The sequence below is a fragment of the Arthrobacter sp. TB 23 genome (assembly GCF_000294595.1).
GTDB lineage: Bacteria > Actinomycetota > Actinomycetes > Actinomycetales > Micrococcaceae > Arthrobacter_D.
Window position 1 is genome coordinate 1 of record NZ_ALPM01000036.1, and the last position, 18,169, is coordinate 18,169.

The following is an 18,169-nucleotide window of genomic DNA, read 5'->3' on the forward strand; positions in this document are numbered from 1 at the left end:
GCCGCCATAGCGCCAGGCGTCCGACGCCGTCGAGCCCCACCGTGCCCAGCCGCTGGAAGGTCACCGTACCGTCCGTGCCGGTGGGGACGTCCATTTCCTCGCCCACGCCGTCGTCGTCGATCACTGCCTCGAACCGGTACTCCGGCTGGTACGGGGCCACCGCGAGACCGTCGAAGGCGGCCACAGCCGTCGCGTCGAGCGGGGAGGCGGGATGGCTGGCGAACAGCTTGTCCCGGCCCGCGCGCCACAGGTCATGCGCGGACGACGGCGAACCGGCCTGCGCGCTTTCGCGCACCTGCCCGTAGAGCTCGAATACCTGCTGACGCCAGTCAGCAATGTGCAGGGCCGTAGTAGCTGTAGGCATTTCACCAGCCTAGCGGTCGACGTCGGGCGGCCGTCATGGAAACTCCAAATACAGTTGCCCAGGCGTACTGTGTCATCTGTGGCAACCGGTATCTTCTTCATCGTTCTGTTCTCCATCCTGCTCGGAGCAATTGCCCAGCGGATCGCCGGCCTGGGTTTCGCCCTGCTCATCGCGCCGTTCCTGGTGATCATCCTGGGCCCGCATGAGGGAGTGGTGCTGGTCAATATTTGCGGGGTGGTGTCCTCTGCCCTGATTGTCGGCAGGGTCTGGAAGGACATCGACTGGAGCATGTTCCGGTGGATGGTCATCCCCTCCGTTTTCGGCTCGATTCCCGGTTCGATTGCCGCGGTGATGCTCCCATCGGCACCGCTGTCGGTGACGGTTGGCGGCGTTGTCCTGGTGGCGCTGTCGGTGTCGCTGGTGTTGCAGCGCTCGTCGGTGGTGGTGCGCGGCAATGCGCCGAAGGCAGTTGCGGGGTTCGCCGCCGGCCTCACCAATGCAATGGCTGGTGTGGGCGGGCCCGCCGTCAGCGCCTACGCCCTGCTGTCCCGTTGGCCGCAACGCCCTTTCGCGGCGACTCTGCAGCCGTTTTTCGTGGTGATCGGGCTCATCACCCTCGCGGTCAAGCTCAGTCTCGACCCCACCGATGCCCCCGCGCTGCAATGGTGGATGTGGTCGGCGATCGGCGTTGTGATCGTCGTCGGAATCTTCGCCGGTGAGAAGCTCTCCCGGTTCATCAAGGACGACCATGCCCGGTTATTTGTGATTGTGATCGCTTTCTTCGGCGCCACGGCTGCACTGGTCAAGGGATTGCTGGATCTCCTGCTCTAGGGCCGGGGGCTGGCGCGGCTGAACCGGGGCGTGGCACCGAGTCGCTGAACCTCGGAGGCAGCTGCCGGTGGCACCATTGAAGAGATGAAACTTCCTCTCCGTGTGCCCGGTCGGCGTGCCCTGCCCATGCCCCTGTGGCTGCAGGGTGTGTTCGAGCTGGCCCAGGCAGCAGTGATTTCCGCTCTGTTGATCCTGGTTCCCCTGGCCGCCGTATGGCTGGCGGGTGGATTCGCCGATCGGACGCCTACCGGAATGCTGCAGTTGGGCGGCCAGGCGTGGCTCCTCATCCACGGAGTGCCTCTGGAAGTGACTTTCGCACCGGCCAACCCGGACGGTGTGGGAACCACCGGGATCCTCTCCATCGTGCCGTTGGGCCTGACCCTGATCCCGTTCCTGCTTGCCTGGCGGGCCGGTCGGCGTCTGGCGCGGGCCTCCTACTCCGATCAGCTGTGGCAGGCGCTCCTGGGTGCCCTCGGGATTTACGCGCTGGTGGGGGGCGGCGTTGCCTACCTCTGCGCTACGGCTGAAGCGACTGTCCCGCTTGCTGCGGGCGCCCTGATTCCCCTGTTGTCGGCCGGGCTGGGGCTGGTGATTGGCGCGTACCGCGAGGCGGGCGCGTGGAGCCGCCTGATCGGCGTCGACCGCGCCGCCTGGCTGGCGAAAACCAGCCAGAGCTCCCGGTGGGCCGGATCCTACGCCTGGGCCTGCCTGAGGTCCGGATTCCTTGCGCTGGTGGTATCCCTGGGGTTATCGGCGTTACTGCTGGCCGTCACCCTCGGGCTGCGCTGGGCAGAAATGGCGACCGTCTATCAGCGCCTCGATGCAGGGATTGTTGGCGGGAGCGCCCTGACTCTGGCCCAGCTCGGCTTCCTGCCCAACCTGGTGGTGTGGACCCTTTCCTGGGCTTCCGGTGCAGGGTTTGCGCTGGGGTCCGGCAGCGCCATTTCTCCGCTGACGACCAGCGCCGGACCGCTGCCAGCCATCCCGGTCCTCGGCGCGGTGCCGCCCGGCACCCTCGAATACGGGCTGGCGGCTCTCGCCATCCCGGTTCTGGCGGGGCTGCTGGCCGGCTGGTGGTTCTTCCGGGAAGGCGAGAACCACCTCGACGAGTGGCTGGAAATCAAGGTGGCAAGGCGGTGGGTTACGGCAAGTCTGTCGACCCTGGCGGCCGCCGCCCTGATTGGACTGACCGCCGGTGTTGCAGCCGGGGTGGTCGCATGGGTGTCTCATGCGTCGCTAGGCCTCGGCCGGCTGGTGGATTTGGGCCCCAACCCGCTGTGGGTGGGCCTGTTGATTGCCGGGGAGGTGGCTGTCGGCGTCGTCATCGGTTACGCGGCGGGGCCGTTGCTGGAGCGTGAAAAGCGCGCCTAGCCGGTGTCACTTCCCCCAAAAGAGTGGCTGACCCGCAACTATGTCCCAGACGAGTGGCTGACCCGCAAATAAGTGGTGGCGCAACCACGCGGATGCGGTGCTGCCACTTTTCTGCGGCCGGCGGCGCCCAGGCGGGGCGTGCGGCGGCCCGGCGAGGCAAGGCCAGGCAAGGCCCCGGCGAGGGCGGTGCCGCCTAGTGGGACCCGCAAGGATCGGTCAGGAGTCGGGGAGGAGGCCACCCAGGTTGCTGAGCTCGTCCTGGCACGCGCTTTGTGCCGAGTGGGTCAGGGCGGTGCTCATGCATTCCTCGTACTCGGCGGTGACCGGCCAGAAGGCAACCTGGGCACCGGTCCCGAGGACCAGGAACGTCGTCGCCGCCAATCCGATCACCGTGGTGACGCGGAGCATCCCGGGAAGTTTGTCCCGCACCGCCCGCACCAGGGCGAAGATCCCGAGTACCAGGGCCGCCAGGCCGAAGACCAGCCCGAAGACCTTCCACGGCAGGGGAAGGGTCGCGGTGAGGACCGCGCCCAGCATCGCCAGCAGGAACCATCTGAAGTAGCTTCTCGTCCGGGCCAGCTCTTTTTCCTCGGGTGACCCAGCAGCGGGCGGAGCTGGCTTGGTGGGGCGGGGGCTGTCGGTCATGGTTTAACCCTAGGGTAGAGCGCAGCCTATGGTTGACCCATGCGCATCGTAGTCCTGGTTTCCGGTACCGGATCCAACCTTCAGGCGGTCATCGATGCCGTCAGCACCGGCTCCCTCGACCTCACCATCGCGGCCGTCGGCGCCGACCGGCACGGCACCTACGGGGTGGAGCGGTCAACAGCAGCGGGCATCGACGGGTTCGTGGTGGACTTCAAGTCCTTCGACCAGCGTGCCGACTGGAACGCGGCCCTGACCGAGAAGGTCGCCTCCTACTCCCCGGACTACGTGGTGTCCTCGGGATTCATGCGGATCGTCGACCAGGGTTTCCTCGATGCGTTCCCCAACCGCTACCTCAACACCCACCCGGCCCTGCTGCCGAGCTTCCCCGGCGCCCACGGTGTCCGTGACGCGTTGGCCTACGGGGTGAAGGTGACCGGCTGTACGGTGATGATCGCCGACGCCGGCGTCGACACCGGCCCGATCCTCGCGCAGGCCGCCGTCGAGGTGCTCGACGACGACACCGAGGACACCCTCCACGAACGCATCAAGGTGAAGGAGCGGGCGCTTCTCATCGAGACCCTCCGTCAACTCGCACTGGACGATCGCTGAGATGGCCATCGTCGACAACGCTGTCTATCTGGAGGGTAAACGGCAAACAGACCCGGTCTCGCTGGCTGAAACCTTCGAGTTCATGCGATCCCTCGGCGGAATGGCGTGGATCGGTCTGTACCGGCCCGACGACGACGAGCTCGCCGCCGTCGCCGACGAATTTTCCCTCCACCAACTTGCGGTCGAAGACGCGATGGAGGGTCATCAGCGGTCCAAGCTGGAACGCTACGGATCCACGTTGTTTGTGGTGCTGCGGCCGGCCCGCTACCTCGACGCCGAGGAGAAGGTCGAATTCGGCGAGCTTCATGTATTTGTCGGTGCCGACTTTGTGGTGACCGTGCGGCACGCCGAGTCGCCGGATCTGGGCCGGGTCCGGCGACGGCTGGAGGATACACCCGAGCTGCTGAAAATGGGGCCGTCAGCCGTGCTGTACGCGATCCTGGACGAGGTCGTCGACGAGTATGAGCCCGTGGTGAACGGACTTGAGAACGACATCGACGAAATTGAGAACGAACTCTTCGGCGGTGAGCCTGGTGTCTCCCGTCGCATCTACGACCTGCACCGCGAGGTGATCGAGTTTCAGCGTGCCACCCAACCACTGCAGTTCATGGTGGAGAACCTGGAGCGCGGATCAGAGAAATATCATTTGGACCCGGAGATCAGCCGCCGGCTGGGCGACGTCCTTGACCATGTGATCCGGCTGGTCGAACAGGTCAACACGTTCCGTACCCTTCTGCAGAATGCCCTCACCGTTCACTCGACACTGGTGGCGCAACGTCAGAATGAGGAAATGACCCGGTTGACGGAGACGTCCCTGAGGCAGAACGAGGAAGTCAAGCGGATCTCCTCCTGGGCTGCGATCCTCTTCGCGCCCACCCTGGTCGCCGCGATTTACGGAATGAACTTCGATTTCATGCCCGAACTGCAGTGGGCGTTGGGCTACCCGTTTGCCCTGGTGCTCATGGTCGCCACCGGCGTGGGGCTGTATCTGGCGTTTAAGCGGAATCGCTGGTTGTAGCGCCTGCCGGCTTCACCTTGTTGAGTGCAACGCCGCGGGTTTCCGGGGCGTTGCGTGCCATCCACAGCACCGCCAGCAGCACGAGCAGGCCGGTCGCCGCGAAGGTAAGCGGCAGGCCGAGGACCGGCCAGAGCAGCGAGCCGAAGATTAGTGGCACCAGGCCGGCTCCTACCCGGGACACGGTGGACGCCCAGCCGAACCCTGAGGCGCGCAGCTCGGTGGGGTACAGCTCCGACACATAGGTGTAGAGCACCGGGATGGCGACCTGGATCAGGAACCCGAACAGCAGCAGCCAGGCGGTGGCGACGGCGGGGAGTTCGACGGTGAGCGCGAAAATCACCAGCGCGACGGCGGACAGCGGACCTGACACGGCGAGGATCCACTTCCGTCCGACCCGTTCCACCAGCAACGCAGCGGCGACGACGCCGAAGAACCCCACCGCTGTCATTCCGGCGGTGGTGAGGAAAGCAACCGACTGTTCGTAGCCCGCCTGTACGAGAATCTGTGGCATCCAGGTCAGTGCCCCGTAATAGACCAGAAGGATGCTCAGGAACAGTCCCCAGGCGGCGAGGGTGATTCGCCAGTCGAATCGCCACAGGGCGGTGAGCTGGCCGGAGACCGAACCGATGGACAGCTTCGGTGTTTCTGCGGGGGAGGGGAGCCGCCAGGGGGTTGGCGTGGCGCCGGTGCGTTCCACCAGGTCGTTGATCACCGCTTCGGCCTCAGCCTGGCGGCCCTTCTGGACCAGGAAGAGTGGGGACTCGGGTACCGACCGGCGCACCCAGAACACCAGCAGGGCAGGCAGCACCATCACGAGCATCAGGTACCGCCAATCACCGAAGGCAGTCATCAGGAGCGCTGAGACCACCCCGCACAGGGCGGCCCCGATGGGCCACCAGGCATCCATGGCGGTCAGTACCCGACCGCGGTGTTTACGGGGGGTGAACTCGCCGACCAGGGCGTAGTCCACCGGGATGCAGCCGCCTAACCCAACCCCGGCCATGAACCTGAACACACAAAACCAGATGAAATCGGGGGAGAACGCGCCCAGGACGGTGAAGATGGAGAAGATCAGCAGGGTGAGGGTGAACGCGCGTTTCCGACCGATGATGTCCGCAATGGACCCCCAGGCGAACGCGCCGATGGCCATGCCGATGAGGTTGGAGGTGGCCACCCAGGCGGCTTCGCCAGGCGCCAGGTCCCAGTGGTCCGACAACAACGGGATGAGGTACCCGTTCAGGGTGACATCCCACGCGTCGAACATGAAGCCGAGGCCGCCGATGAGGAAAATCTTCCCCTGCACTCTCCAGCGCCACGGCAGTTCCTGCACCACCTGGTCTCCGGTGGGTAGTTCAGTTTCGGTGCTCACGGGGAAACTGTACCGTCGGAGCCTCCCTTCACCAGAAACCCCCCTGCGTCGAGTCAACACAAAGAACAGGTTTTCCGAGAAATTCCGGCTATTTGTGCCGACTCGCAGGCAGAGGCGGCCCGCAGCGCCCCGTGACTTAGAATGAAGTCGATCCCACCCGCAGCAAAAATCCTGGAGCCACCGCGTGACTTTGAACCATCTTGACCAAGTTCCCATCCGCCGGGCCCTGATCTCGGTGTACGACAAGACGGGGCTGGAGGAACTGGCCACGGGCCTGCACCGCGCCGGCGTCAGTATTGTCTCCACCGGGTCCACTGCGAAGCGCATTGCCGCGGCTGGCGTCCCCGTCACGGAAGTTTCTGAGCTCACCGGTTTCCAGGAATGCCTCGACGGCAGGGTCAAGACCCTTCATCCCCGTGTCCATGCGGGAATCCTCGCCGACCGGCGCCGCGATGACCACGTCGAGCAGCTCCGCGAGCTTGAGGTGGAACCTTTCGACCTGGTGGTCGTGAACTTGTACCCCTTCGTCGACACGGTGAAGTCCGGCGCGGCCGAGGACGACGTCGTCGAGCAGATCGACATTGGCGGCCCGGCAATGGTCCGCTCCGCCGCAAAAAATCACCCCTCGGTGGCGATCGTCGTGGATCCGGCACGGTACGGCGACGTGGTGGCTGCCGCCGACGCCGGCGGGTTCGACCTCAGCGCGCGACGCCGGTTGGCTGCGCTCGCGTTCTCGCACACCGCCGCCTATGACAACTCGGTAGCGGCGTGGACGGCGGCCCAGTTCGGTGACGGAACCGACGACGGCGACACCTGGCCCGCGTACGCGGGCCTGGCCCTGGAAAGGTCGGAGGTCCTCCGGTACGGCGAAAACCCGCACCAGGACGCCGCCCTGTATGTGGAGAAGGGCGCCACTCCGGGCATCGCCCAGGCCGACCAGCTGCACGGCAAGGCCATGAGCTACAACAACTACGTCGACGCCGACGCCGCCCTGCGTGCCGCATTCGACTTTGACCAGCCAGCTGTTGCCATCATCAAGCACGCCAACCCGTGTGGTGTGGCGGTCGGCGCGGCGGACGCGGCCGACCCCATCGCGGACGCGTACTCCAAGGCACACGCCTGCGACCCGGTATCGGCGTTCGGTGGGGTCATTGCCGCGAACCGGACGGTCACGGCGGCCATGGCCGCCGCGGTGAAGGACGTCTTCACCGAAGTGGTCATCGCCCCCGACTTCGAGCCCGAAGCGGTGACCATTCTCTCCGCCAAGAAAAACATCCGCCTGCTGACCCTGCCGGAAGGCTACCGGCGTGATCCGGCCGAGCTCAGGCAGGTCTCAGGAGGAGTGCTGGTGCAGTTGACCGACACGGTCAAGGCCGACGGCGATGCCCCCAACACGTGGACCCTCGCCGCCGGGCCGGCAGCCGACGAACGCACCCTCGCCGACCTCGCCTTCGCCTGGACCGCGTGCCGTGCCGCCAAGTCCAATGCCATCCTCCTCGCCGACGGCGGGGCAGCCGTGGGAGTGGGCATGGGGCAGGTCAATCGGGTTGATTCCTGCAAGCTCGCGGTCGAGCGGGCCAACACCCTGGCCGGTGACGGCGTCGACCGGGCCCGTGGCGCCGTAGCGGCGTCGGACGCGTTCTTCCCCTTCGCCGATGGCCTCCAAATCCTGCTCGACGCCGGGGTCCGCGCGGTAGTGCAGCCGGGCGGATCAGTACGGGACCAGGAAGTAGTGGACGCAGCAACCGCCGCGGGGATTACCATGTACTTCACGGGCACCAGGCACTTCTTCCACTAGCCGGCCCCACAGAGACAGGGCAAGGCGCATGGAGGTCGGATCGATTCTTACCCTCGCGGCGGGGATGGCACTGGCTGGGTCGGCCTTCGCCCCGGCAATCGCCCCGGGAACCCGGATGATCTCGGCCTTCCTCGGTCTTGCGTTATCCCTGCTCGCCGTCGTCACGCTGTTCCTCGGAGCCTCCCCGGGGCTGTTCCTGTGGGTCATTGCCGGCCTGTTTGCGGTCAGGAACTTCCGGGCAGCCGACCGGCACCGGAAGAAGGTGGACGCGGGCGTGGACCCGGCACGCCACCCCAACCTGAAGGACCTGCGCCAGGCCCAGCTACCGGCCTGGGCGCCGAAGGTGCCCGGGCTGAGCGGCCCCGGGACCGCCGGGGTGACCCGGCAGGGGACGATGGGGGCACGTCAGCCGACCATCAGGCAGGGCCAGGCGGCTTCGTACCCCACTGCCGGGCAGGCACCCGGGCACAATTCGGCGCCCGACACCCGCGGACTGCGGCCCGCCCCGGCCACCGACCGGTGGGGTAAACCCATTCCGCCCGGGTCCATGATGGACCGTTGGGGAAACATTGTGCCCACCGAAGGGCACCTTCCCGGTGAGCCCATTTAGGGCACCAATAGTGGCCTGTGGCATAGTTGAGCAGGATAAAACCAGTACAAATCACGGGCCGTGCTGCGTCCATCACAACGGCTGCCGGCCCACCACCGCAAGGAGACCGTGTGGCTGACGCGCCTGCAACAAAAATCAAGGTACAGGGTTCGGTTGTCGAACTCGACGGCGACGAGATGACCCGAATTATCTGGCAGTTCATCAAGGACCGCCTGATCAACCCCTACCTGGATATCGACCTCAAGTACTACGACCTCTCCATCCAGAACCGCGACGCGACCGATGACCAAGTCACCATCGACGCCGCAAACGCCATCAAAGAACACGGCGTCGGCGTCAAATGTGCCACCATCACCCCCGATGAGGCCCGCGTCGAAGAATTCGGCCTGAAGAAGATGTGGGTTTCGCCCAACGGCACCATCCGCAACATTCTCGGCGGTGTCGTCTTCCGCGAACCCATCATCATCTCCAACATCCCGCGCCTGGTGCCGGGCTGGAACAAGCCCATCATCATCGGCCGCCACGCGCACGGTGACCAGTACAAGTCCACCAACTTCAAGGTGCCGGGCCCCGGCAAGGTCACCATGATGTTCGAGCCCGCTGACGGCTCCGAGCCAATGAAGTTCGACGTCGTCACCATGCCTGAAGAGGGCGGCGTGGCGATGGGCATGTACAACTTCAACGAGTCCATCCGGGACTTCGCCCGGGCGTCCTTCGCCTACGGCCTGCAGCGCCAGTACCCCGTGTACCTGTCGACGAAGAACACCATCCTGAAGGCCTATGACGGCCAGTTCAAGGATCTCTTCCAGGAAGTCTTCGACGCCGAGTTCAAGGACCAGTTCGAAGCGGCTGGCCTGACCTACGAGCACCGCCTGATTGACGACATGGTGGCTTCCGCCATGAAGTGGGAAGGCGGCTATGTCTGGGCCTGCAAGAACTACGACGGCGACGTCCAGTCCGACACCGTCGCCCAGGGCTTCGGCTCGCTGGGTCTGATGACCTCGGTGCTCATGACCCCAGACGGCAAGACCGTCGAGGCTGAAGCCGCCCACGGCACGGTGACCCGTCACTTCCGCCAGCACCAGCAGGGCAAGCCCACCTCCACCAACCCGATCGCGTCGATCTTCGCGTGGACCCGCGGGCTGATGCACCGCGGCAAGCTGGATAACACCCCGGAGGTCATCACCTTCGCTGAAACCCTCGAGGACGTGGTCATCAAGACCGTCGAGGCCGGCCACATGACCAAGGACCTCGCGGCCCTCGTCGGACCGGACCAGGCATACCAGACCACCGAGGAATTCCTTGCGACCCTCGATGACAACCTGAAAGCACGCCTGGGCTAGCACTCGCTCAGCAGACACGGAGAGACCCGGCGGAATTCCGCCGGGTCTCTCCGTGTCTGTGCCCGTGACTGTGCCCGGGGCGTCGGCTACGGGCCGCTACTCGCCGTCGTCGTTGGCGTAGCGCAGCCCCAGCTGGTTCCTGACCCCGTCCAGGAGCCGCATCGTGTTGAGGGTATCGGCCCAGGGCATGGTGGGTGACTCGGTCAGACCCTGCTGGATGCACCGGGTGGTTTCGCGCAGCTCGTAGACATAGCCACGACCGGCCTGCTCAAAGGTCTCCACCCGTTGCTCGCCCTGATGGGGGTGGATGGTCAGCTCCCGCGGGTTGTGCAGCACCGACCCGGTCCGCAACCAGCCTGCCGAGCCCGACACGGTAGCCTGGCCCGGGCCGGAGGAGACGAGCGACGACGTCAGCTGAGCCTGGCCGCCGCCTTCGTAGCTGAGGGTGAGCGCGTTTTGGGTGTCGATGTTGTCGTCGTTCAGGGCGCCTGTTGCGGTCACTGCGGCGGGGAACCCCAGCGCGCCGAGGGCCCAGGTCAACGGATAGACGGTGAGGTCAAGCAGCGCCCCGCCGCCAGCAGCCGGGTCCCACAGGCGGTGGGTTCGCGAGTGGTCGGAGGGGAAGCTCAGATCGGCTTGTACCCACTGGATTTCACCGAGCTCGCCGGAATGAATGATCTCCCAGGCCCGGTTGACGCTCGGGAGGAAACGGCTCCAAAGGGCTTCCATCAGGAAGAGATTGCGGGTCCGGGCCAGGTCGATCAGCTCCGCGGCTTCCCGCGCGTTGACGGTAAAGGCCTTCTCGCAAAGGACGTGCTTGCCTGATTCCAGGGCCGCCTTGGCCACCTGGTAGTGCTGGGCGTGGGGGGTCGCGATGTAGACGACGTCGACGTCGGGGTCGTTGAAGAGCCGCTGGTACCCGGTCTCGCCGTCGGCGTCGTAATAGCTCGCCACGAAACCGAACTCCTCAGCGAAGGCCTGGGCCGATTCCTGCGATCGGGAGCTGACCGCCTGCAAAACACTGTCCTCCAGCCCGGCAAGATCCTGGGTGACGTTGCCGGCGATGCGGCCGGTGGCGACGACGCCCCAGCGTAGTGGCTCGCCGGTGGCTGCGAACGGATCGGGGGCGTCGGGTGCGGCGCAGGGTGGCCGGGGGATTTGCTGGGCAGGTGTGTGGAGGTTCATCGTTCCATCTTTGCGTGGCTGAGGACAAAAAAGTAGCCCGGCCCATCCGGACCGGGCTACTTCAATCACATCGGTTACTCGTTGACGATCTCGGAGAGCGTTGGGTCGTTCTCGTAGGCTTCGGCAGCGTTTTCCATGGTGACGATCTGTGGTTCGAGCAGGTACGCGGGAACAACCTTCACGCCGTTGTCGTAGGAGTCGGGATCGTTGATCTCGAGTTCCTCGCCTGCGCCCAGCCCCTGAACCATTTCAATGGCGTGGGAGACGAGTGCGCGGGTGTCCTTGTTGATGGTGGAGTACTGCTCGCCGGCCATGATGGAGCGAACCGACTCAACCTCGGAGTCCTGCCCGGTCACGATGGGCAGTTCCTTGCCGCTGGCCTTGACCGAGGTCAGGATGGCGCGGGCCAGGGTGTCGTTTGGGGAGAGGACGCCGTGCAGTTCCTCGGAACCGTAGGTGCCGGTCAGGAGGGTATCCATGCGGGTCTGCGCGTTGCCGGCTTCCCAGCCCTGGGTGACAGCCTGGTTGAACTCGGTCTGGCCGGAGGCGACGACGACGTTGCCGGACTCGATCTCTGGCTCGAGGATGCTCATCGCACCGTCGAAGAAGACCTGGGCGTTGGCATCATCGGGTGAACCAGCGAACAGTTCAATGTTGTAGGGACCTTCGCCGCGCTCGGCCATTCCGTCGAGCAATGCCTGGCCCTGCAGCTCGCCCACCTGGAAGTTGTCGTAGGCCACGTAGTAGTCAACGTCTTCCGTGTTCGTCAGCAGGCGGTCATACGCGATGACGGTGATGCCGGCTTCCTTGGCCTGGGCCAGCTGGGTTCCCAGCTGAGCGCCGTCGATGGCGCCGACAATCAGCACCTCGACGCCGTTGGTGATCATGGAGCTGATCTGGTTCTGCTGCTCAGAGACGCCACCGTTGGCGAACTGAACGTCGGGTTCGTACCCGGCTTCGGTGAGGCCGTCGTTGAACAAGCCCTCAGCCAGAACCCAGTTCTCTGAAGTCTTCTGGGGCAGGGCGACGCCGATCGCTGCACCGTCCTCGAATCCTCCCTCGCCCTCGGTTTCGGTCCCGGCGTCGCGACCGCAACCAGAGATGGCTAACGCTGAAATTGCGGCGATTGCCGCTAGTGATTTTGCGTACTTACGCATTGTTGCTCCTTTAGTGGACTCAATAACTTACTGCTGAAGTGTTGGTTAGGGTCAGCGGGCGGAAACGTCGTTGGAGATGACGGTCTCGGTGGCTGTCGGCAGTTCGGGTTTCCCCTTGTTGCCGAAATTCTTCATGATCATGCCGGTGATGGAGGGCTTGCCCTGGCTCTTGTTGTAGACGTCGAAGGCGACGGCGACCAACAACACGAGGCCCTTGATAATCTGCGTCAGGTCGGCGCCAACGCCGAGCAGCTGCAGGCCGTTGTTCAGGACCGCCATGACGAGCCCGCCGATCACGGATCCCACCACTGTGCCCACACCACCGGTCACTGCGGCGCCACCGATGAATACTGCGGCAATGGCATCGAGTTCCCAGCCGACGCCGTCGAACGGGCCTGACGCCGTGGAGCGTCCCACGAAGATCATGCCGGCCAGCGCCGCCAGGATGGACATGTTCATCATGACGAGGAAGTCGACCCGGCGGCTTCGGACGCCCGACAGCTTCGCTGCGTGGCGGTTGCCACCGACCGCGTATACGTGGCGGCCAATGATGGTCTTGGTGGAGATGAAGCCGTAGATGATGACCAGTGCGCCGAGGATCAGCCCGGGAACTGGGAATGAGGTGCCGGGGTTGCCGGTGGCGAACAGGTAGGTGGCGTATAGAATGACCGCCGAGAGCAGCGTCATTTTGACTACCGAGACCCACACCGGGGGAGCCTCGGCGCCGATCTTGGCGAAACGCTTGCGGGTGCGTACCTCGTTGTAGATCACCGCTGCGACGAGCGCGAAGCCGAGCAGCAGGGTGAGGTTGTTGTAGCCCAGATCCGGCCCTATTTCGGGCAGGTATCCGGCACCAATGAAGCGGAACTCCTGGGGGACGGGGACCGTGTTGGACTGCCCCACGAACTGGTTGGCGCCGCGGAAGAGCAGCATGCCGGCCAGCGTGACGATGAACGCCGGGATGCCGACATACGCCACCCAGAAGCCCTGCCATGCCCCAATCAGGGCACCCAGGATCAGGCCGACGACGATACCCAGGTACCAGGGGAAGTCCCAGTCCCGCATCACCAGGGCGACGACAATGCCGGCGAACGCTGCGATCGAACCGACCGACAGGTCGATGTGGCCGGCAATGATCACCAGCACCATCCCGATCGCGAGGATCAGGATGTACGAGTTGCCGTTGAAAAGGTTCATCATATTGCCGGAGGTGAGCGTCTTGCCGCCGGTCATGATCTGGAAGAAAACGACCAGGGCGAGAAGGGCGAAGATCATCCCGAACTGCCGTGTATCGCCGCCAAAAAGTTGTTTGAGGGAGGTCATGGGGTGGGTCCTAAGAGCTAGGCAGTCTTCCTGCGGGCGGTCATAAGTTTCATCAACGATTCCTGGTCAGCTTCTCCGCGGGCTAGTTCCCCCGTGATGGCTCCCTCGAAGATTGTGTAGATACGGTCGGAGATGCCCAACAGTTCAGGCAGTTCCGAGGAGATGACGATGACGCCCTTGCCCTGGTTGGCAAGCTCCTGGATGATCCCGTAAATCTCGTACTTGGCTCCGACGTCGATGCCGCGGGTGGGTTCGTCGAGGATCAGCAGGTCGGGGTCGGTGAACATCCACTTGGCGAGGACCACCTTCTGCTGGTTCCCGCCCGAAAGCTTGGCCACTCCCTCGTTGACTGATGGCGTCTTTGTCCTCAACGACTTGCGGTACTTCTCGGCGACGACAAATTCCTGGTCGTTATCCACCACCAGTCCGCGGGTGATCTTCTTCAGTGCCGCCGAAACCGTGGTGGTCTTGATGTCGTCGAGCAGGTTCAGTCCGAGTGACTTCCGGTCCTCAGTGACGTAGGCCAGCCCATGCTTGATGGCCGACGGCACCGATCTGAGGGTGACAAGCTCGCCGTCCTTGTAAATCTCACCCGAGATGAAGTTCCCGTAGGAGCGTCCGAAGATGGAGCGCGCCAGCTCAGTACGTCCAGCGCCCATCAGGCCGGCGAACCCCACGACCTCACCCCGACGGACTTTGAAGCTTGAGTCCTTGCAGACCAGCCGGTCCGCGACGGCCGGGTGGCCGACGTTCCAGTTGCGGACCTCAAAGAAGGTTTCGCCGATCTTCGGGGTGTGGTCGGGGAAGCGCGACTCAAGGGACCGGCCAACCATGCCGCGGATGATCCGGTCCTCGTCGACGCCGTCGTTCTTCACATGCAGCGTCTCGATGGTCTTGCCGTCGCGGATGATCGTGATTGAGTCGGCGATCTGTTCGATCTCGTTGAGCTTGTGGGAAATCATGATGCAGGTGATGCCCTTGGATCGCAGTCCGGCCATCAAATCGAGGAGGTGCTGCGAATCGGATTCGTTCAGGGCGGCGGTGGGCTCGTCGAGGATCAGGAGCTTCACGGATTTGCTGAGGGCCTTGGCGATCTCGACCAGCTGCTGCTTGCCAACGCCAATGTCCTTGACCGGGGTGTTCGCTTCTTCGCGAAGCCCTACCCGCGCCATGAGTTCAAGGGTCTGGGAGTTCACCGAGTCCCAGTTGATGACCCCGTTTCGGCTCGGCTCGTTGCCGAGGAAAATGTTCTCGGCGATGGAGAGCTCAGGGATGAGCGCGAGTTCCTGGTGAATGATCACGATGCCAGCTGATTCGCTGGACCGGATGTCCTTGAACTCCACTTCTTCGCCCTGGAAGATGATGCTGCCGTCATAGGTGCCGTGCGGGTACAGGCCCGAGAGGACCTTCATTAGGGTGGACTTGCCAGCACCGTTTTCCCCGCAGATCGCGTGGATCTCGCCAGCCTCGACGGTGATGGAGACCTGGTCGAGGGCCTTGACTCCCGGGAATTCTTTGGTGATGGAACGCATTTCCAGAATCTTGTGATGTTCCATACGCATCCTCCCTGGTGACGGCATTGGCTGTACCTGACCCCTAGTGGTCAGAATAGGAAGTTAACCCTGCCAAGCCGCTTGGAGTCAAGTCTTGAACACATAAGCAATTATATTGGTAGCTAAACGTTATGAAGGTGCGGTTGCGAGAGAACGACGGCGGCTCCTCCGAGGGCCTCAGTACGGTCCCCGAGGGCAGACATCAGTACGGTGGTGGACTCGCCGACCACTGGGACCGCGTTACGGAGGAGGCCCCGCCGGATCGGCTCCAGCAGGATGTCCCCGAGACTGGTGAGCGGCCCACCAATCACCACCAGTTCAGGGTTGATCAGGTTTGCTACGTTGGCGACCGCTTTGCCGAGGGCGAGGCCGGCGTCGTCAATCACTCGCAGCGCCGCCGTGTCGCCGGCCAGCACCAGGCTCAGCAGTTCGTCCACCGAGATGGGGCCGTCAGCGCGGCGGCTAAGCAGGTCGACCATGGTGCTGGTCGATGCGACCGTTTCGAGGCAGCCGCGGTTGCCGCACCGGCAGACGAGACCATGTTCAACGATGGTGCTGTGGCCGAGCTCGCCGGTGATGCCGACGTGGCCGTAGTAGACCGATCCGCCGAGGATCAATCCGGCGCCGATGCCCGAGCCGACCTTCAGGAACATCAGGTTGTCGACCGCACTGTGGGGCCCCCAGGTGACCTGGGCCAGGGCGCCGAGGTTGGCGTCATTGTCAATGAAGACGGGGAACCCGAGCCGCTCCCCGAAGGCGGCGAGGATGTTGATGCCAACCCATTCCGGCAGGATCGCACCCTGTACCACCGTGCCGGTGCGGCGGTCGATGGGGCCGGGGATGCCAACCCCGGCGCCGAGCACCGATGAGCGTGCGACGCCTGCCTTGAGGAGCAGGCGGTCGAGGAGCTGCTCGGCGGCGTCGAGCCCTTCCTCGGCGCAGTGGCCAAGGGGTAGGGCGATTGCCTCATCCTGAATTACCTGATAGTTCAGTCCGGCCAGAACAACTCGCACGTGGCGTCGGCCGATGTCGATGCCGACGGCCAGGGACCCATTGTCGTTGAGGATGACCGAGAGGGCGCGACGGCCTGAGCTGGTGGTTGGAGCTGTGGTGGCGAGGCCGGCGTCGACCATTGCCTTGACGATGTTCGAGACCGTTGCGGTGGAGAGCCCGGTTTGCCGGGCGAGTTCCGCCTGGGTCTGTGGGCCACCCACCAGGACACCGATAACGCGCTGTTGGTTGCGTTGCCGAAGAGCCGACTGGGAACCCGGGCTTGGAGGATTCCCGTCGAAGTCACGCTTGGTGTTCGGGCGTCCTGCGGGCATGTACTACAGGGTGCTACATGCACCTCTTGTAGTCAAGAAGTTAACGCTGCACGGTGTGATTGAGCCAACACCTGATAGGACGAGGCATTCTCCTTGACAGCCTCGAATTCGCTGTCGGTGAGTTCACGACGCACCTTCGCGGGCACTCCCGCGACGAGGGAGCGGGGTGGCACCTGCGTCCCCTCGAGGACCACTGCGCCCGCAGCGACCAGTGAGCCAGCGCCGATGACCGCCCCGTTCATCACGGTGGCGCTCATCCCGATGAGGCAGTCGTCGCCGATGGTGCAACCGTGGACCACAGCGGAGTGGCCGATACTGACCCGGTTCCCAACGGTGGTGGGGAAATCCGGGTCAGCGTGCAGCACGACGTTGTCCTGCAGGTTGGTGCCGTCGCCGACACGGATCGGCGCGGTGTCGCCCCGTACTGAGACGCCATAGAAGGCGCTGGAGTCCTGACCGAGCACCACGTCGCCGATGATCGACGCCGTCGGTGCAAGGAAGCAGGACTCACTGATGGTGGGGGTTTTGCCGAAGATTTCGATGATGTGGGCCATGGACCTCAGCCTAGCTGGCCGGGTCAACGGTGCCGCCAGCCTAGCTGGCAGGGTCAACGGTGCCGCCAGCCTAGCTGGAAGGGTCAACGGTGCTCACCGAATCAGGCTGGGCCCCGGTGAGGAGCCCCGTGTCCTAGTTGAAGACGATGGTCCGGCCGCCGTCGAGCAGCACCCGGTGCTCGGCGTGCCACTGCACGGCCTGGGTGAGGGTGCGGCCTTCGACGTCGCGCCCGATCGCCACAAACTGCTGGGCCGAACGGGCATGATCCACGCGGATGACCTCCTGCTCGATGATCGGCCCTTCATCCAGGGCGGGGGTGACATAGTGGGCCGTCGCTCCGATCAGCTTCACTCCACGGGCGTGCGCCTGGTGGTAGGGCTTGGCCCCCTTGAAGGAGGGCAGGAACGAGTGGTGGATGTTGATCGCCCGTCCCACCAGTTCCGAGCACAGCCCATCGCTGAGAATCTGCATGTAGCGCGCCAGGACCACCAGCTCGATGTTGTGCTCGGCGATGACAGCGCGCAGGGCGTCCTCGGCCGCGTCCCGGGTGTCAGGGGTGACCGGGATGTGATGGAAAGGAATGCCGTAGAAGGCGGCGAGGTCGGCAAGCTCGGTGTGGTTCGAGACGATCGCCGGAATCTCGATCGGCAAGGTCCCTGAACGCTGCTGGAAGAGCAGGTCGTTGAGGCAGTGCGCCGCCTTCGACGCAAGAATCAGCGTCCGGGCGGGCGCGCCGTCGTCGTGCAGCGCCCAGGTCATGCCAAACGCTGTGGCAACCGGAGCCAAGTGAGCCTCCAAAGCCGTCCGCGGAGCTGCTGTGCTCATGGCTACCCGCATGAAGAAGGTCCCGGTGTCGGGGCTTCCGTACTGCTGTGATTCGGTGATGTTGCAGCCTGAACTCACCAGCGCTCCGGCAACCGCATGCACAATGCCGGGTTGGTCAGCGCAGGAGAGCGTCAGGATAAAGGAGGTCTGGGTGGTAGCGGAGTCAGTCACAAATCAAGCGTACTTCGAATGATCGGCCTGCCGGGATACACTCGGAAGTGCCGCGACTGGCGTCAGGTGGGTCACCATCAGGAAGCGGCATGCATCGTTATCTTCGGGCAATTTCTG

General features: G+C 64.4%; 16 protein-coding genes and 1 pseudogene. 7 read left to right on the forward strand and 10 right to left on the reverse strand.

What is annotated here, in order from left to right:
* Positions 1-364: pseudogene (locus B384_RS20990) on the reverse strand (DUF1684 domain-containing protein); the annotation flags it as partial.
* Positions 365-442: 78 nt separating this feature from the next.
* On the opposite strand from B384_RS20990, the gene B384_RS0104575 reads away from it, so the two are divergent.
* Positions 443-1,195 (forward strand): sulfite exporter TauE/SafE family protein, encoded by a 753-nt coding sequence (locus B384_RS0104575; protein WP_237715232.1) that lies wholly within the window; start codon positions 443-445, stop codon positions 1,193-1,195.
* Between the two features lie 84 nt (positions 1,196-1,279).
* Entirely contained in the window at positions 1,280-2,566 is a 1,287-nt protein-coding gene (locus B384_RS0104580; protein WP_019481964.1) for a cell division protein PerM, read from the forward strand.
* Positions 2,567-2,782: 216 nt separating this feature from the next.
* On the opposite strand, the gene B384_RS0104585 is transcribed toward B384_RS0104580, so the two are convergent.
* Complete coding sequence (locus B384_RS0104585) at positions 2,783-3,211, reverse strand: hypothetical protein (protein ID WP_019481965.1); 429 nt, start codon at positions 3,209-3,211, stop codon at positions 2,783-2,785.
* A gap of 39 nt (positions 3,212-3,250) precedes the next feature.
* Here B384_RS0104585 and purN point away from each other — a divergent pair, with 39 nt between their 5' ends.
* Both purN and B384_RS0104595 read left to right on the forward strand, forming a co-directional pair.
* Complete coding sequence (gene purN, locus B384_RS0104590; RefSeq protein ID WP_019481966.1) at positions 3,251-3,820, forward strand: phosphoribosylglycinamide formyltransferase; 570 nt, start codon at positions 3,251-3,253, stop codon at positions 3,818-3,820.
* A 1-nt stretch (position 3,821) separates the two neighbouring features.
* Positions 3,822-4,838, forward strand: a complete 1,017-nt coding sequence (locus B384_RS0104595; protein ID WP_019481967.1) for a magnesium and cobalt transport protein CorA — start codon at positions 3,822-3,824, stop codon at positions 4,836-4,838.
* On the opposite strand, the gene B384_RS0104600 is transcribed toward B384_RS0104595, so the two are convergent.
* A complete protein-coding gene (locus B384_RS0104600; RefSeq protein ID WP_019481968.1) occupies positions 4,816-6,207 on the reverse strand; it encodes an MFS transporter in 1,392 nt (463 codons plus the stop codon). The two genes, B384_RS0104595 and B384_RS0104600, sit on opposite strands and share 23 nt — an antisense overlap.
* Before the next feature lie 184 nt (positions 6,208-6,391).
* On the opposite strand from B384_RS0104600, the gene purH reads away from it, so the two are divergent.
* From purH to B384_RS0104615, 3 genes are all read left to right on the forward strand, one after another.
* Complete coding sequence (gene purH, locus B384_RS0104605) at positions 6,392-8,005, forward strand: bifunctional phosphoribosylaminoimidazolecarboxamide formyltransferase/IMP cyclohydrolase (RefSeq protein WP_019481969.1); 1,614 nt, start codon at positions 6,392-6,394, stop codon at positions 8,003-8,005.
* Positions 8,006-8,033: 28 nt separating this feature from the next.
* Positions 8,034-8,615, forward strand: a complete 582-nt coding sequence (locus tag B384_RS0104610) for a hypothetical protein (protein WP_019481970.1) — start codon at positions 8,034-8,036, stop codon at positions 8,613-8,615.
* A gap of 110 nt (positions 8,616-8,725) precedes the next feature.
* Positions 8,726-9,958 (forward strand): NADP-dependent isocitrate dehydrogenase, encoded by a 1,233-nt coding sequence (locus B384_RS0104615; protein ID WP_019481971.1) that lies wholly within the window; start codon positions 8,726-8,728, stop codon positions 9,956-9,958.
* A gap of 96 nt (positions 9,959-10,054) precedes the next feature.
* On the opposite strand, the gene B384_RS0104625 is transcribed toward B384_RS0104615, so the two are convergent.
* From B384_RS0104625 to purU, 7 genes are all read right to left on the reverse strand, one after another.
* Complete coding sequence (locus tag B384_RS0104625) at positions 10,055-11,143, reverse strand: Gfo/Idh/MocA family protein (RefSeq protein ID WP_019481972.1); 1,089 nt, start codon at positions 11,141-11,143, stop codon at positions 10,055-10,057.
* Positions 11,144-11,217: 74 nt separating this feature from the next.
* The gene (locus tag B384_RS0104630) at positions 11,218-12,300 is read right to left on the reverse strand and encodes a substrate-binding domain-containing protein (RefSeq protein WP_019481973.1); all 1,083 of its coding nucleotides are present in this window, start codon (positions 12,298-12,300) and stop codon (positions 11,218-11,220) included.
* 51 nt (positions 12,301-12,351) lie between these two features.
* A complete protein-coding gene (gene mmsB, locus B384_RS0104635; protein WP_019481974.1) occupies positions 12,352-13,623 on the reverse strand; it encodes a multiple monosaccharide ABC transporter permease in 1,272 nt (423 codons plus the stop codon).
* A 17-nt stretch (positions 13,624-13,640) separates the two neighbouring features.
* The gene (mmsA, locus tag B384_RS0104640) at positions 13,641-15,179 is read right to left on the reverse strand and encodes a multiple monosaccharide ABC transporter ATP-binding protein (protein ID WP_019481975.1); all 1,539 of its coding nucleotides are present in this window, start codon (positions 15,177-15,179) and stop codon (positions 13,641-13,643) included.
* Positions 15,180-15,298: 119 nt separating this feature from the next.
* Positions 15,299-16,501, reverse strand: coding sequence for an ROK family transcriptional regulator (locus B384_RS0104645; RefSeq protein ID WP_019481976.1), 1,203 nt, complete (start codon positions 16,499-16,501; stop codon positions 15,299-15,301).
* 32 nt (positions 16,502-16,533) lie between these two features.
* A complete protein-coding gene (locus tag B384_RS0104650) occupies positions 16,534-17,055 on the reverse strand; it encodes a gamma carbonic anhydrase family protein (protein WP_019481977.1) in 522 nt (173 codons plus the stop codon).
* Between the two features lie 133 nt (positions 17,056-17,188).
* Complete coding sequence (gene purU, locus B384_RS0104655; protein ID WP_019481978.1) at positions 17,189-18,052, reverse strand: formyltetrahydrofolate deformylase; 864 nt, start codon at positions 18,050-18,052, stop codon at positions 17,189-17,191.
* Between the last annotated feature and the right edge of the window lie 117 nt (positions 18,053-18,169).